The 14,039-nt window shown below is 54.7% G+C and carries 14 protein-coding genes; 4 read left to right on the top strand and 10 right to left on the bottom strand.

Annotated elements, in window-relative coordinates:
• Positions 1-25 precede the first annotated feature (25 nt).
• A complete protein-coding gene (locus Y71_RS08855) occupies positions 26-580 on the top strand; it encodes a GNAT family N-acetyltransferase (protein WP_007371195.1) in 555 nt (184 codons plus the stop codon).
• Here Y71_RS08855 and pbpG read toward each other — a convergent pair whose 3' ends face one another.
• The gene (pbpG, locus tag Y71_RS08850) at positions 581-1,528 is read right to left on the bottom strand and encodes a D-alanyl-D-alanine endopeptidase (protein ID WP_007371194.1); all 948 of its coding nucleotides are present in this window, start codon (positions 1,526-1,528) and stop codon (positions 581-583) included.
• Positions 1,529-1,697: 169 nt separating this feature from the next.
• Positions 1,698-2,285: a Yip1 family protein gene (locus Y71_RS08845; protein WP_007371193.1), complete on the bottom strand. Its 588-nt coding sequence runs from the start codon at positions 2,283-2,285 to the stop codon at positions 1,698-1,700.
• A gap of 169 nt (positions 2,286-2,454) precedes the next feature.
• Here Y71_RS08845 and Y71_RS08840 point away from each other — a divergent pair, with 169 nt between their 5' ends.
• Positions 2,455-3,039, top strand: a complete 585-nt coding sequence (locus Y71_RS08840) for a DedA family protein (protein ID WP_007371192.1) — start codon at positions 2,455-2,457, stop codon at positions 3,037-3,039.
• Here Y71_RS08840 and Y71_RS08835 read toward each other — a convergent pair.
• Entirely contained in the window at positions 3,036-3,806 is a 771-nt protein-coding gene (locus Y71_RS08835; protein WP_007371191.1) for an SDR family oxidoreductase, read from the bottom strand. The genes Y71_RS08840 and Y71_RS08835 overlap by 4 nt on opposite strands.
• Positions 3,807-3,912: 106 nt before the next feature.
• Between Y71_RS08835 and yohP the strand changes: the two genes are divergently transcribed.
• The gene (gene yohP / locus Y71_RS31160) at positions 3,913-3,996 is read left to right on the top strand and encodes a small membrane protein YohP (protein ID WP_015572324.1); all 84 of its coding nucleotides are present in this window, start codon (positions 3,913-3,915) and stop codon (positions 3,994-3,996) included.
• Between the two features lie 58 nt (positions 3,997-4,054).
• On the opposite strand, the gene Y71_RS08830 is transcribed toward yohP, so the two are convergent.
• Positions 4,055-5,011, bottom strand: a complete 957-nt coding sequence (locus Y71_RS08830; protein ID WP_007371190.1) for an MBL fold metallo-hydrolase — start codon at positions 5,009-5,011, stop codon at positions 4,055-4,057.
• A 74-nt stretch (positions 5,012-5,085) separates the two neighbouring features.
• Between Y71_RS08830 and Y71_RS08825 the strand changes: the two genes are divergently transcribed.
• Entirely contained in the window at positions 5,086-6,000 is a 915-nt protein-coding gene (locus Y71_RS08825) for a LysR family transcriptional regulator (RefSeq protein WP_081120728.1), read from the top strand.
• Between the two features lie 31 nt (positions 6,001-6,031).
• Here the strand turns inward: Y71_RS08825 and Y71_RS08820 are convergent, their stop codons facing one another.
• The 6 genes from Y71_RS08820 to dusC all read right to left on the bottom strand — a co-directional run bounded on the left by Y71_RS08820 (position 6,032) and on the right by dusC (position 13,871).
• Positions 6,032-7,423 carry a glycoside hydrolase family 1 protein gene (locus tag Y71_RS08820; protein WP_007371188.1) on the bottom strand — a complete coding sequence of 464 codons (1,392 nt, stop codon included), beginning with the start codon at positions 7,421-7,423 and terminating at the stop codon, positions 6,032-6,034.
• A 15-nt stretch (positions 7,424-7,438) separates the two neighbouring features.
• A complete protein-coding gene (gene bglF, locus Y71_RS08815) occupies positions 7,439-9,295 on the bottom strand; it encodes a PTS beta-glucoside transporter subunit IIABC (RefSeq protein WP_007371187.1) in 1,857 nt (618 codons plus the stop codon).
• Between the two features lie 127 nt (positions 9,296-9,422).
• Entirely contained in the window at positions 9,423-10,256 is an 834-nt protein-coding gene (bglG, locus tag Y71_RS08810; RefSeq protein WP_007371186.1) for a transcriptional antiterminator BglG, read from the bottom strand.
• Positions 10,257-10,414: 158 nt separating this feature from the next.
• On the bottom strand, positions 10,415-11,287 hold the full coding sequence (surE, locus tag Y71_RS08805; protein WP_007371185.1) for a 5'/3'-nucleotidase SurE: 873 nt from the start codon (positions 11,285-11,287) through the stop codon (positions 10,415-10,417).
• A 14-nt stretch (positions 11,288-11,301) separates the two neighbouring features.
• Positions 11,302-12,603: an OprD family porin gene (locus tag Y71_RS08800; protein ID WP_007371184.1), complete on the bottom strand. Its 1,302-nt coding sequence runs from the start codon at positions 12,601-12,603 to the stop codon at positions 11,302-11,304.
• 320 nt (positions 12,604-12,923) lie between these two features.
• On the bottom strand, positions 12,924-13,871 hold the full coding sequence (gene dusC / locus Y71_RS08795) for a tRNA dihydrouridine(16) synthase DusC (protein WP_007371183.1): 948 nt from the start codon (positions 13,869-13,871) through the stop codon (positions 12,924-12,926).
• Positions 13,872-14,039 lie beyond the last annotated feature (168 nt).

Below are 14,039 nucleotides of genomic sequence, written 5' to 3'. Positions count from 1 at the left end.
CCGCTTTGAAGGAGCACACCTTTCCATGTCTGCTGTCGATATTCTCTCCGGCCCTGCTGTCGTGGTGCGCGACGCCATACCTGACGATGTGCACGCCATTGCCTCGCTGTACGCCTGGCACGTGCTGCATGGTCGCGCCTCCTTCGAAGAAGTTCCCCCGACGATTGACGAAATGCGTGCTCGCATGAGCAAAATCACCAGCGATGGCCTGCCGTGGATGGTTGCGCTGTATCACGGCATTATCGTTGGTTACTGCTACGCCGGTTTCTATCGCCCGCGTCAGGCTTATCGCTATACGCTGGAAGAGTCGATTTACGTCGATGCCAGCATGACCGGTCGCGGTATCGGTTCAACGCTGATGAGCGCCCTGATTGCACGCTGTGAAGAGGGGCCGTGGCGGCAACTGATTGCGGTGGTTGGCGATGGCAATAATAATTCCGGCTCCCTGCGGCTGCATAAAAAGCACGGCTTTGAGATTGTCGGGCAACTACGTAGCGTCGGCTACAAGAAAGGGGACTGGCGGGATACGCTGATTATGCAGCGTCCACTCAACGACGGTGACTGGACGCTGCCGGAGTAATTAATCGTTCTGAGCGGTTTGCTCGCCTGCTGCGCTGTTATTCTGCGTCATCTGCGCCGCTTTCTGGCGCTTATAACTCAGCGCCGCCGCCGGAACCGGCTGCACTTTCCCGGTTTCAATCCAGGTACGTAAACGGCTGGCATCGGCAAAGTGCGTAAATTTGCCGAATGCATCCATCACCACCAGCGCCACCGGCTTGTTATTAATCACCGTGCGCATCACCAGGCAGTGCCCTGCCGCATTGGTAAAGCCGGTTTTGGTCAACTGGATATTCCAGTTATCGCGGTAGACCAGATGGTTGGTATTGCGAAACGGCAGCGTATAGGCCGGATTGCTGAAGGTCGCCATCTCTTCGCGCGTGGTGCTCAATTGCCCAATCAATGGATACTGTTTGGTGGCAATCAGCAGCTTGGTCAGATCGCGTGCGGTAGAAACGTTGTGAATCGACAGCCCGGTCGGTTCAACATAATGCGTATTGGTCATGCCCAGCGCTTTGGCTTTGGCATTCATCGCGGCGATAAACGCGTTGTAACCGCCCGGATAGTGATGCGCAAGGCTTGCGGCCGCGCGGTTTTCCGACGACATCAGCGCCAGCAGCAGCATGTTTTTACGGCTGATTTCGCTGTTCAGACGCACGCGGGAGTAGATCCCTTTCATTTCCGGCGTCTGGCTGATATCGACGTTGAGTTTCTCATCCAGCGGCAAATGGGCATCCAGCACTACCATCGCGGTCATCAACTTGGTGATGGAGGCGATAGGACGCACCAGATCCGGGTGACTGGAGTAGATCACCTGATTGGTTTGCAGATCGACAATCATCGCGCTACCTGAGGCAATTTCAGGTTGTGCGGCAGTGGTCGCGGCAGTGGTTTTCGCGACAGCAAACGGCGCCACGGGCGCAGCCAGCAATAAAGCCAGGCTTAATAAAGAGACTCGAAATTTCTGCATGGTGAGACTTCTGAAAATTATTCACGCACGTTGTTACGCACACCGCTTTCATTAATCAGGAAAATAATGAGGCTGGCCTGCGCATAATAGCCGCCATGCAGGGTTGTCGCCACAGAAGAATCATTGCTGAAGATTGCATTGCTGGCATTTACGCCAGCAATGCATTTTATCAGAACAGGCGGTAGCCGTAGCCCCAGAGGATCACCGTCAGCGCCAGCAGCACTTCCAGCACCAGCACGCCAATCGCCAGCGTGGAACTGGAGAAACTCAGCCCCTCTTCTTTATTGATATTCAGGAAGGTTGGAATACCGACATAGAGCAGATAACCGGTATAGAACAGTGCGACGGTACCCACCAGCGCGCACAGCCATACCAGCGGATAGAGCGCCACAATACCGCTCAGGAACAGCGGCGTCGCAACATATCCGGCAAATACCATACAGCGCGCCAGCCCGGGACGATTCGGATAGCTTCGCGCCATCCACCAGATGACGCGGCCCATCACGGCAACCCCTGCCAGCATCAGCGCATAAAACAGTACCGCCATGTAGAAGCCGGTAAACAACGACAGCCTGACGACATTCTCCTCACCGAAGTTCCAGCCAATTTGCGTGGTACCGATAAACGCACAAATAACCGGTACCGCCGCCATAACCAGCACGTGGTGAGTGTAGTGATGCGAAACCGTTTCGTCTTCGCTTTTGATCACCTTCATTTCACGATCGGGATGGGAAAACAGTCCCCAGACATGGTTCATAACGCCCCCTTGCTGACAGCCCGAATAACGACACTGTAAGTATAATTCACTCTTGCGATTATTTTTTGCACAGCCGTAAAAATAGCGCTGCCGCACAACGTATCCTTCCGACAAGAACCCTCAGTCGGGTGTATGCTTATAAGCGTTTTACCGGGAGGGCTTCTTTTTAATGGATATCAATAATCTGATTAGCCAGTATGGCTACGCCGCGCTGGTTATTGGCAGTATTGCTGAAGGTGAGACCATTACGCTGCTTGGCGGAGTTGCAGCGCATCAGGGGTTATTACGCTTCCCGCTGGTGGTTATCTCCGTGGCACTGGGCGGCATGATTGGCGACCAGTTGCTTTATCTGCTCGGTCGCCGCTACGGCATGAAAATACTGCGCCGTTTCTCACGCCATCGCGACAAAATCCATCAGGCGCAAACGCTGATCCGCCGCCATCCATATCTGTTTGTGATTGGTTCGCGCTTTATGTACGGCTTTCGCATCGTTGGCCCATTGCTGATTGGCACCAGCCATCTGCGTCCGAAAATCTTTCTGCCGCTGAATATTCTTGGCGCGATTGTCTGGGCGTTACTGTTCACCACGCTGGGCTATGTTGGCGGGGAAGTGATTGGCCCGTGGCTGCATCAGTTCGATCAGCATGTAAAACGCTGGATTTGGCTGGTCATCGCTATCGCACTGGTGGTTTGTCTGCGCTGGTGGTTCCGGCGCCGTCGTAAAAAGCGCCAGAACAGCACAAAGCACGATTAAGCTTTAGGTTTGAACTGCGGGTTAGCGAGCATAAATCCGCCGTCGATAATAAACGACTGCCCTGTGGTATAACTGGCGTGCGCTGAACAGAGCCAGGCCACCATGCTGGCTATCTCTTTGGTGGTACCGGGCCGGGCCAGCGGAATATTCGGCATCGAACTGGGTTTAGCATCATCATCGCTCATGTTATTCATCGGCGTGGCTATCGCGCCGGGCGCGACCGCATTGACGAGAATGTTGTGTTCAACCAGTTCCAGCGCCATCGACTGGGTTAATCCGCCCAGCGCATGTTTCGCCGCGGTATAGGCGCTCGCTTCCGGCAGCGGCGTATGTTCATGTACCGAGGTGATGTTAATGATGCGTCCGCCCTGACCCTGTGCCACCATTTGCCGCGCGGCAATTTGCGCGCAGAGAAACGCGCCGTCAACATCGACGGTAAAAATGCTGCGCCAGTCTTCGAACGTCACCTCCAGGAAAGGCGCTTTGCTCATTGCGCCGGCATTATTGACCAGCGCATCGATACGTCCGAAACGGGAAATCAGCGTTTGTATCACCTGTGCGCCTTCCGGCAACTGGCTAAGATCAAGCTGGATGGTTTCGGCCCTTCGCCCGAAAGCCTCCACCTGCCGTGCCGTCTCTTGCGCACCCTTTTCATCCGAATGCCAGGTAATACCAATATCGAAGCCCTGCTCTGCCAGCATCAGCGCGCATTGCTTGCCGATACCGGAATCTGCCGCAGTGACCACAGCAACGTTGGTAACAGACATCGTTCGCCCTCCGGTGATTGCAAACCATTAAGTATAGAAAAAAGGCAAAAATGCAGCAGATTATCTAAGCTTTGTACTTCCGTATGCATGAAGGACGTTAAAAATGTTGAAGATTTTACTTTGGGTGATCCTGATTATCTTTCTGATTGGTCTGCTGGTGGTGACAGGTGTGTTTAAGATGATTTTTTAATGCTGAGCGCGTGGCGGCTGCACTTCACCCAACCTGAAGTGCAGCACCATCCGTCAGGTTAGTTCCCCTGCGCGCTGTAGTTAATCGGCACCCAGCGGTAGCCTTTATCGGCTTTTATCACTTTGCCAATGCCAGGAAACGCAATATGCGCGGCGGCTATCCAGTCCCCCTCACGGGCCACCTGCGCCAGCACTTTCTGGCGCGTGGCAACGGCCTGCTGCTGGTTGACATCAAAATGAATCGCCACGTCAGGGTCCGGTAGCTGCACCGGATGCGCATGGATAATGTCTCCCCACAACATCAGCGTCTTACCGCCGTGAGTGACACGATAGATCACGCTGCCCGGCGTATGCCCCGGCGCAGGCACCGCATCAATACCGGGAATGATTTCCGTCGGTGCGCGGAAGGTACTGAGTTTACCGGCATCAATCACCGGACGCAGCGAGCGTTCGGACTCAGCAAAGGTGTGGCGTTGGCTCTCTTCAACCTCTTTCAGATGCGCCGGGTTGAGCCAGAAATCCACGTCGCGCTGATCGACCCGCACCGTGGCATTGCGAAACACCAGCTTGCCGTCGCGCTGCACACCGCCAGAGTGATCGGCATGAATGTGAGTCAGCAACACCATATCAATTGCATCCGGATCGATGCCCGCCGCCCGCAGGTTATCCAGGAGATGACCGCCCGCATCGCCAAACAGCGGCCCGGCCCCCGTATCGACCAGAATCAACTGCTTACCGGTATTAATGACAAAGGCGTTGATCGACGTTTCGGCGTGAACCGTCAGGTTGGCTTTCGCCATCTGCGATTGCAGCGTTGCGGGGGAAATATGCGTGAGCAGCTTGTCAAACGGCACGGCGACCGTGCCATCGGAAACGGCGGTGATTTGCCAGTCACCCATCGCCATCCGGTAATATCCCGGCGCCTGCGCCTGATGCGTACTGGGCGGCTGCGCTGCATGAGTGCTGAAGATCATCGTTGCGCCCACCAGCGCCATCAGCAAAGGATAATGTTTCATCACTTTTCTCCTGTTGTTTTCGTTGCAACAGTATCCCGCCAGCGATACTATCACTCCAATTGATTGGAGCGATAATGACTATCAAAGAGAATGATTTCCGTAAAATCGATCTGAACCTGCTGATCGCCTTTGCCGTCCTGTTTCGCGAACAGAGCGTCTCTGCTGCGGCGGATAAGCTGCATCTGGGCCAGCCCGCAGTGAGCGGCGTGCTGTCGCGTCTGCGCACGCTGTTTGACGATCCGCTGTTTATTCGCAGTGGCCATCGCATGCAGCCCACCGCCCGCGCGGAAGAGCTGCACAGCGAGCTGCTACCGCTGCTGGAGCAGTTGCAAAGCGCGCTGTTTCAGCAGGCGGCGTTTGATGCGAAAACCGTGAATGTCACGCTGACGCTCGGTATGGCTGACTGGGTAGAAATGTGGCTGATGCCACGTCTGATCCCGGCGCTTCAACAGGCGGCTCCTGGCATGCGCCTGAACGTGGTGGCCAGCGATCCTTTCAGCGATGCCACGCGGCTCGAAGGCGGCGAGATGGATATGGCGATCAGCGTTGCCACCGCCGGGCCGCGCTGGCTTGAACGTGAAGTGCTGACCACCATGTCATATGTCACGCTCTGGCACCCGCAACAACTGACGCTCAGCGCGCCGCTGGATATCGATACGTTTGCCGCTCAGCCCCATTTGATGGTCAGCTACCGCGAGGCAACCAGCAGTCATTTCGATACGCTGCTGGCAAAAACCGGACGCCAACGCCGCGTGCATTACACCACGCCGCATTTTGCCGCCCTGCCCGGTCTGCTGGAAACAATGCCAGCGCTGGCGACCGTACCCGCCGGGCTGGCAACGGAGTGGCAGAGAACGCGCGGTTTGCTGGCAAGCCCGCTGCCGCTGGATGCAGAACCGGTCGAAGTGGCGTTACTGTGGCACCAGCGCCACAGCAGCGACCCGGCGGTAATGTGGCTGAAAGAGTTTATCCGTCATCTGATTGGGTAAAAAAACGGGCCCTTCAGCGGGCCCGTTTGCATTACTTCAGGCTTGCGCCGTTGCTGGCAATCACATCGCGATACCAGTAAAAACTCTTCTTGCGGCTGCGTGCCAGCGTGCCATTGCCGTTATCATCGCGGTCCACATAGATAAAACCGTAACGCTTGGAAATCTCGGCTTTCGATGCGCTGACTAAGTCAATCGGCCCCCAGCTTGTGTAACCCATCACCTCGACGCCGTCGTCAATCGCTTCGCGCACCTGCACCAGATGGTCGTTCAGATAGGTAATGCGGTAGTCGTCGTTGATACTGCCATCGGCTTCCACCTTATCCTTCGCGCCCAGACCGTTCTCGACGATAAACAGCGGCTTTTGCCAGCGATCCCACAGCATATTCAGCAGCGTACGCAGGCCAACCGGATCGATCTGCCAGCCCCACTCTGAGCTGGCCAGATGCGGATTTTGCACCATGCTGAGAATATTGCCGCGCGCCTGCTGATTCAGCGCGTCGTCGGTGGTTACGCAGCCGGTCATGTAGTAGCTGAATGAGATAAAATCGACGGTGGATTTCAGCGCTTCGCGATCGGCATCAGTGATCTCAACGTGGATACCGTTATCACGGAAATAACGCAGCATATAGCCCGGATACGCGCCACGGCACTGCACATCGCCAAAGAACTGCCAGCTACGATTCTCTTGCAACGCTTCGAACACGTCATCCGGCTTGCAGGTTAGCGGATACATTAGCCCACCCAGCAGCATATTGCCGATCTGGCCGTCCGGGATAATCTCATGGCAGGCCTTCACGGCCAGCGCGCTCGCCACCAGTTGATGGTGAATTGCCTGATAAACCGCCTCCTTACTGCTGTTCTCTGGCAGCCCGACACCGGTCATTGGCGCGTGCAATGACATGTTGATCTCATTGAAAGTCAGCCACAATTTCACCTTCTCCTTGTAGCGGCTGAACACGGTGCGTGCATAACGCTCGAAGAAGCCAATGGTCTGTCGGCTGCCCCAGCCGCCATACTGTTTCACCAGCCCCCACGGCATCTCATAGTGGGATAAGGTGACCAGCGGCGTAATGTCGTATTTCGCCAGTTCATCAAACAGCTTGTCGTAGTAGGCAAGGCCCGCTTCATTCGGCGTGGTTTCGTCACCGTTCGGGAAAATACGCGTCCAGGCAATCGACACGCGCAGACAGCTAAACCCCATCTCCGCAAACAGCGCGATATCCTCCGGATAGCGGTGGTAAAAATCGATGGCGACATCTTTCAGCGCACTATCTCCCGCCACGCGTTCAACCACATCGCCAAACACGCCTTTTGGCTGGACATCCGATGTTGAAAGGCCTTTTCCACCTTCCAGATACGCACCTTCAACCTGATTCGCAGCAATCGCGCCGCCCCATAAGAACGATTTCGGAAATGCTTTCATCACTTTCTCCTTTGATTAACCAGCGACCGCAAGCAGTGGCATTCCGGCCTGTACTGAGGTTGCAGCCACGGTACGCACACCACCGGTGCTGTCGCTGTTACTGATAATAATCGGCGTGGCGAGATCGTAGCCGGCGGCGAGGATCGCTGCGCGATCGAACTCCAGCAGCAGATCGCCCACGTTCACTCTGTCACCCACCTGAACATGCGCAGTGAAAGGCCCGCTTCCCAGCTTGACGGTGTCGATACCGACGTGGATCAACACTTCAACGCCGCTATCGCTGAGCAGCCCGATCGCATGTTTGGTAGCAAACAGCGATGCCACTTCTCCGGCAAACGGCGCCACCACGCGCCCGTCCTGCGGAATGATCGCCACGCCTTGCCCCAGTAAACCGCTGGCGAACGTGGCATCCGGCACCTGTTCCAGCGCCAGAACTGTACCGCTCATTGGCGCCAGAACCGTATTCTCCACAGGCATTGCCGCGCCGTCTGGCTCTGCGGCGAGCGGAGCTTTTGGCAATCCGGCAAAAAAAGTCAGCACGCCGGATAAGAGCAGCGCTACGACGCTACCGATAATGCCGCCCCACAGCGTTGCATCGACACCACCCGGCGGGATCATCTGCGCCAGCGTAAAGATGTTGGCGAAACCAAAGGAATAGGCATGGCTACCGCTAAAGCCGACAATGCCTCCACCGATGGCTCCCGCCACGCAACCAAAAATAAACGGACGGCGCAGCGGTAGCGTTAAACCGTACACGGCCGGTTCCGTGATGCCGAAAATCCCGGCGGCGATGGATGAACCCGCCAGCATCTTCTGACGCGCATCGCGGGTACGCAGAAAGATACCCATTGTTGCGCCAACCTGACCGAACACTGCTGGCAGCAGGATCGGCAGCATGGTGTCCTGCCCCAAGACAGCAATGTTGTTGATCATCAACGGTACCAGCCCCCAGTGCAGACCAAAAATCACGCAGACCTGCCACAGCGCGCCCAGCGACGCTCCGGCCAGCCAGGGGGCCAGCGTATAGATTGTCTGATAGCCATGTGCCAGCATCTGGCTCAGCCAGGTTGCGACCGGACCAATAATCAGGAACGTTAACGGGACGGTGACGGCGATGCAGATCAGCGGCGCAAAGAAATTTTTTACCGACGCATGCAGGAAGCGATTGCCCTGTTTTTCCAGCCAGCAACTGACCCAGGCGGCAAGAATAATTGGGATCACGGAACCGCTGTAATTGAGGAACGTCACCGGGATGCCTAGGAAAGATTCGCTGGCCGCACCGGCCGCCTGGCTGGCATTGAAGGCCGCGATCATCAGCGGGTGCGTCAGCGCGCCGCCAATCACCATGGTGACAAAAGGACTGCCGCCGAATTTTTTCCCGGCGGTGTAGCCCAGCACCAGCGGTAAGAAGAAAAAGAGCGCGTCGCTGGCGGCAAACCAGATTTTATAGGTGCCGCTGTCGGTGGTGAGCCAGCCACAGACAATCGCCAGCGCCAACAGTCCTTTGAGGATCCCGGATGCGGCAAGAATGCCGATAAACGGGGTAAAAATGCCGGAAACAATATCAATCAATCGCCCCAGAAGATTGCCTTTATCTTCTGGCGCCGCCGCTGGCGTTTCATCCGTTAATCCTGCCTCCTGGCGCACGGCATGCCACACTGCGTTCACATGGTTGCCAATCACAACCTGAAACTGGCCGCCGCTCTCCACCACCATAATCACACCGGGGTTGGTTTTTAAACCTTCGGCGTCCGCTTTCTGGATGTCTTTGAGTTTGAAGCGCAACCGGGTAGCACAGTGTACCAGGCTGCTGATGTTCTCCTTCCCACCGACGTGGCTGAGGATCGCTTTCGCCAACTCTTGATATTCCATGTTGAATTCCCTTGCATCTGTCGCCCGAAGGCGGTGACTGAGTAAAAAAAAACCTGAGCCAGCGCCTCACGGAGCCAGTCTCAGGTTTTGCCTGCGCAATGCAGTAACAATCCTTTTGCGTCTTGTTTTAACGCTTTTCTTTTCTCACCCGTTCAATATGAATGGCGAGGAACATAATTTCTTCGTTCGTTAGCTGACGCTGATAGCGGTTTACCAGATGGCGAGCGATTTTTTCCGCGCACTGCCATGCCAGTTGATAATTCTCTTTCACCGCCTGATGCAGAGAAAGATCGTCATCCGCTACCACCGTACGGTTCAGCAAGCGCTGTGAGAAAAATTTCAGATGCGTCACAAAGCGATGATAGCTCAGCGACTCTTCATCGTATTCCAGCGTTAACTGATACTTCACGATGTGCAAAATTTCCTGCATCACCTGGGTGATATGCATCACTTCCGGCATTTCGCTGTTCAGTTGCGCCGTCACCAGATGCAGGGCGATAAACCCGGCCTCATCTTCCGGCAACTCAACATTGAGGCGTTTAGCAAGTATCGCCCGCGCCTGCTGGCCCAGCGCAAACTCTTTCGGATAGAGATGCTTGATCTCCCACAACAATACGTTGCGCACCACTGCGCCTTTTTTTTGCCGCTCAAGTGCAAAATAACAGTGGTCGGTCAGCGTAATGTAGAGACTGTCCTGCAACTTGCCGAGCTGGCTGCGGGCCAGTTCGATGATGCGATCGCAGGCGGTCATCACTTCCAGCGGGATCTGGCTGAGCAGTTCGCTGAGACGGCGCACCAGCTCATCGCTTTGCAGAGCAAACACCTTCTCAATGCAGCGCTCATCCAGTTCATCGCCGGGGCGTTTCTGGAACGCCAGCCCCCGGCCCATGACAACCTGTTCGCGCTGCTGCTCATCCAGCACTACCACAACATTATTGTTTAATATTTTGGCGATTTTCATTCCGGCCCCGGAAACAAAAAAACCTGACCTCCGGCAGTTGCCGGACAATCAGGTTTCGCCTGCCTAAGCAGTAACAATCCAGGTGCCGACTCTACCAGTTTCCCGACGATGAAAAACACGCCGGGAGATTAAAATTGTGATCTTGCTCGCGCGATGCCTTAACGGAAAATCGCCTGATACGATGATTCATACTGCGGCGCGTTCCATTCACCATCAAAAATCGTCAGCGTGATGTAACCGCGATTTAACCAGCCGGTATCCGTATCCGCTTCGCTCGGCGTCAGCACTTTCTCACTCATTACCTGTTTTGCCCGCCCGTCCTCAAGTAACACATAGTTGTGTTGCGGCAGAGGAAAACGCTCATTGCCAATATACTTTTCACCTTTCACGGCACTTTTCGCCAGCGGCGGGTAGTTAATGCTCACCCCGGTGCCAGCGGGCAACAGCGGCTTGCCAGGCTGCCATTTAGCGTGGAGTTTATCGACCCGCGACACCACATCATCAACAGCGTCCGGCCAGTATTTATGCGTGCTTGGCCAGCCCGACCTCATCTCTTCAGCAGTCAGTAAATAGCCAATGCTGGCGGCAATGGCCGGGTAGCCATAGCGTACCGCGCGCGCCGCTGCGCCGACGGTGCCGGAATTGAGCTGCGCAACACCGGTATTCGGCCCGTCATTGACGCCGGAAATTACCAGATCCGGCGGGTTATCCTTCAGCACGCCGAGCAGGCCAAAATCCACGGCATCCGCCGGGGTTCCGGGGAAGCAGTAACGCTTCTCCGCCACCTTTTTAACGTCGAAGATCTTGTTCGGTTTGAAGGTGATCGCCGAACCGATGCCGCTCTGATTCGTCGCCGGCGCCACCATCCAGACGTCATACCCTTTCGCCGCCAGCTTCTGCTGCAGCGAAAGCGTACCCACAGAATCACAACCATCATCATTGACCAGCAAAATACGCATGGCGCGTTCCGCCGCCTGGACGCCGGGCGCTGCCAGCGCCGTTACCAACAACACCATCACTGTTTTTTTCATGGCTAAACTCCTTTTTAATTAAACAGACCAAATTTGTATTCCACGGAAACCGCGCCACCGATGCCTTTTGAGCGATGAAAAGTGCGTTTATCTTCGGTGAGCCACGGTTTTCCATTGTTCAGTTTCCAGCCGTAGCTGGGACCTATTCCGGCAAACAGCGAAAAACCTTCGAGGCGTTTCGGCGTCCAGGCGAAATATCCGCCGTACTCCCATTCAGTTAATGCGGTATTTTGATAATTGATGTTGTAACCGTAATTACCATACAGGCCGACGGTAAATTCCGGCGAGAAGGCATATTTGCCGTAGAGATAAAACATTTGTTCGCCATCATTGACATAATCATTTCCTTCACCGTCCGCCGGACTATTAAATGCGCCCCGGGTATTTTTCCCCAGATGCCAATAAAAACTCCCTAAACCATTATTTAGCGGCGCTTTGGTTTTTGACCAGCCGATACCCGATTCCATATGGTGATATTGATAACCCACCAGCGTAAAAAGATGCCGGGCGCTATGGCTAAAACCTCGTGCGCCTTCCCATTTATCAAGCCCACGATTGTAATACCAGGCGCCGCGTAATAAGAGATTTTGCCGTTCGGCAACCGGTATTGAAAATTGCGCTTCTATGCCATGGCGTAAAAGGTAATTATCACTTTCGCCCGTCATCCAGCTTATTCGTGTATTTTTCGACGGGCTCCAGATGATTTCTCCCGTTGCAATATGATCGATCGGTTTATTACTGGCGAGGGTATAGAAACGGTGCTTTTCCGGCTCATCGCGTTCCGAAAAACGCGTCACCCAGGCGCCGCGCGCCGAAATCGCGCCCCAGCCGCTTTCCATGCTGATGCCCTGCCAGCTGCTCGGTGCCGCGCGGCTGCGCGTTACGTTCAGCGCGCCAAATTTATAAAGCTGCCGCCAGCCCGCATATAGCCGCGCGTACGCCGCTTCATCGCCCCACTTAAGCTTTGCGTAGAGTTGCCCTATTTTATTGAAACCTTCCGCATGACCATGATTGTCTCGCAGCAGGTCGCGCCCGGCGAATGACGCGTTCGCCGAGAGTTTCGCCACGCTGTACCAGGAGGCGTCAATGCCCAGCAGATCGCCATACCAGCCGCTTTGATAATCCAGATGCGCCGCCTGCGCCCAGGCACTCTGATCGCCCACGCCGAGCAACGCCATCTGATCGCCGGTGTTAAACATCCAGATGTTTTTTAGCGTGAGATCGAGTTGGCTATCGGTAAGAAAAGGCGTGGCACCAACAGGCGCTGTGCAGACGGAAATAAAAACCAGAGGGAGTGATAATTTAAAAGGTGCCATAATATGCATTCCATTATTATATTACTGGCCACTGAATAGCTATCGAACCGGTGTCGATATCGGTGACAAATGAATAGATTAATTAAAAAGAGTAATTTAGTCGTTCAATTAACACGCCAGATAAAAACAAAAAACCTAAATTCGGAATTCGCCATAACGAACCCTGTAAATTTAGGTTTTGCCTGTATAACAGTAACAATCCTGACGTTGTGCAAACAGAAATAGCACTCTGCTTTTAAATAATCCAGCGGCTATTTTATGAATAAAGAAAAAACGTGATTCAGCTAACGCAGAAATCGAGTGCTGGCGTAATTATTACATTATTCTGGATTCAGCTTAACACGTGAAATTGCCACCGCTATCTCTTCCGACGTTTTATAGGTACGAATTTCAGCGAATAAATCACTGGCTTCATTATATTCTTTGCGCAAATAACCCAGCCACTGTTTAATACGCGCCACATGATACAAACCGGTATCGCCCTGCTTTTCCAGCCGCGAATATTTCGCCAGCAGCGCCACCACATCAGGCCACGGCATGCGTGGTTCGTTGTATTTCACCACCCGGCTCAGATTTGGCACATTCAGCGCGCCGCGACCGATCATCACCGCATCGCAGCCGGTGGCTGCCATACAATCCTGGGCGCTTTGCCAGTCCCAGATCTCGCCGTTGGCAATCACCGGGATCGATAACCGCTGCCGGATCTCCCCAATGGCCTGCCAGTTAATACACTCTGCTTTATAACCGTCTTCTTTGGTGCGCCCGTGTACCGCCAGTTCCGTCGCGCCCGCCTGCTGTACCGCATCGGCAATCTCAAACTGCCGGGCGGAGCTATCCCAGCCGAGACGCACTTTAACAGTAACGGGTAAATGCGACGGCACTGCCTCGCGCATCGCTTTCGCGCCGCGATAAATCAGCTCAGGATCTTTCAGTAACGTTGCGCCGCCGCCGCTGCCATTGACCAGTTTAGATGGACAGCCGCAATTCAGATCAACGCCCCATGAACCGAGTTCCACCGCCCGCGCGGCATTTTCCGCCAGCCATTGCGGGTATTGCCCCAGCAGTTGAACACGTACCAGCGTGCCGGAAGCGGTGCGGCTTTGCCGCTGCAACTCCGGGCAGATTTTATGGAATGATTTTACCGGCAGCAGTTGATCGACCACGCGCAAAAACTCGGTAATGCACAGATCGTAATCGTTAACCTCGGTCAGCAGCTCGCGCACCAGCGAATCGAGCACACCTTCCATCGGCGCCAGTAATACACGCATAGACCACCCCGGGAAAAAATGAGGCGACATAGTAGCGCCTCCGTTGCAGCGAGGAAAGTGCCTTTATTACGCGGGAAAACTACACTGAGCGAGGTTCACACGGCAAATCTTGTAAGAATGCCTGACGTTCACAAATGGAATGTTTGGTATGCTCATAATTCATGATGT

It is taken from the genome of Kosakonia radicincitans DSM 16656, assembly GCF_000280495.2.
Classification (GTDB): Bacteria; Pseudomonadota; Gammaproteobacteria; order Enterobacterales; family Enterobacteriaceae; genus Kosakonia; species Kosakonia radicincitans.
The sequence above is the reverse complement of the archived record's forward strand: the minus strand, read 5'-3'. Positions and strand labels throughout refer to the sequence as shown.